We start from the raw sequence: 1,666 nt of genomic DNA, 5'->3' as shown, positions 1-1,666 counted from the left end.
TCGTGGCCACCATGGTCGTGGGCATCATCGGCGCGTTCTTCGGCGTGCTGGCGTAAGGGCCCGGCTGCATAGATTTTCGTTGCAACCTGGAAAGGGGATGGAGCAGGCCTATGCCCTCCATCCCCTTTTTGTATAGAAGGAGTTCGTATGTTCGCGAAGGATCGCGAAGCAATGCGCCTGACGCCGGCAGAGGTCAGGCTGATTCTTATTGAGTCCCTGCAGTGGTGCGCCAACAACGCGGTCTACTTTTTGGGGCTTATCGGTGCGGCCACGTATGATCTGGCCGGCACGGCCTTTTTGGTTGCCGCCATTACGCTCGTACGCAATCTTATGACGTCGGTGGGCAATATGGTGTCGGGTTCGGTCATCGATCGCTTTGGACCGCGCCGGACGTCGTTTGTGACGTGCGTGATCACGGCGGTGCTATCGCTTGGCGTGGGGTTGGCGCCGTTGTCTGTCCCCGGGCTTGTGTTTGCCGCGTGCGTCTTGGGACTTGCGGGTGGCTTTATCAACACCTGCACGCATGCGTTTCCGGGATATCTGGAGTCGACCACCGAGGGCCGTACCCGCGTGAACGGTCTCATGGTGTTCTACAGCAATATCGCCTATACCGCTGGCCCGCTGCTCGGCGGCGCCATCGTGAGTTGCTTTGCCACGCAATCGGTCTATCTGCTCATGGCGGGCATGATGGGTGTGGCGGCCGTGCTCTCCTTGGGCTGTCACGAGTGTGTTGCTCCCGCAAAAGGGGAGAAGCCGAAGGGCGGTATTTTGGGCGGCATGGCCGAGGGTGCGCGACTTACGTTTCGCGATCACGACCTGCGCCTCATCTTTATATCGGGCTTTTTGGGTTTCTTTGCGTTCGGCGCGTTCGATTCGCTGGAGTCGTTGTTCTACCGCGATGTGCTCAACGTGGATATCGTCTGGCTGGGCTGGCTGTCCTCGGTCGTGGGCCTCACTTCCTCGGTGGGCGCGTTCATCCTGACCAAGCTTTCTGCTCGCCATGTCAACCTGCGATTGCTGCTCGGCGCGCTCATGGCCGTGGGCATTGGGTCCATGGTGTACGTGGGCACCGATATGCTGGGGGTCGCGATTATCGGTCAGGCGATTAACGGTCTGGCCTGGGGGTTCCTGGAGCCGCTGCAGATGATCTTGATTCAGGAGCGTGCCGACATCAAATACCTGGGGCGCATTACCGGCTTTGTGCGTTTTGGACTGATGAGCGCCGGCGTGGTGCCGCTGCTGGCGGCTCCGTTTTTGGCGGAGGCTTTGGGCGTCCAGACGGTACTGTTTGGAGCATCGACCATTATTGCGCTGGTAGGAACGCTGTTCTTTGTCACACAAGGGAGACGCCGGGGGCGTTAGCTATACATCAAATTCTAATTTAATACCACTCACCAGAGAATTTCGACCGTTCACCGAGGATTGGAACAGATTGAAAAGTGGTATTAAAAACACGTTGGGTGTATGTCTATAATTGGTATCGAAAAGAAACGCGATGTATAGATTCGCGTGCAGGACAGAAAGGAAAAGCCATGAAGGAAACCGAGAAGATCGAGATCATGCACTTTAGCCAGGAGGGCTACGTCGAGGACGGCAAGAACGTCTACGAGGCCGGCAAGAAGATGACCGCGCTCGCCGACAAGGTCGCCGACGAGGGCTACGACGC

The 1,666-nt window shown here is 57.6% G+C and carries 1 protein-coding gene; it reads left to right on the top strand.

Annotated features, from left to right (window positions below; genetic code table 11):
* The first annotated feature begins 147 nt into the window (after positions 1-147).
* Positions 148-1,362, top strand: coding sequence for an MFS transporter (locus I2D41_RS01350; protein WP_192919619.1), 1,215 nt, complete (start codon positions 148-150; stop codon positions 1,360-1,362).
* Positions 1,363-1,666 lie beyond the last annotated feature (304 nt).

This window comes from Collinsella aerofaciens, assembly GCF_015552075.1.
Taxonomy (GTDB): Bacteria; Actinomycetota; Coriobacteriia; order Coriobacteriales; family Coriobacteriaceae; genus Collinsella; species Collinsella aerofaciens_Y.
The sequence above is the reverse complement of the archived record's forward strand: the minus strand, read 5'-3'. Positions and strand labels throughout refer to the sequence as shown.

Coding starts and splice junctions, on each gene's coding strand:
- I2D41_RS01350 (WP_192919619.1), top strand. CDS start 148: ATGTTCGCGAAGGATCGCGAAGCAATGCGCCTGACGCCGGCAGAGGTC.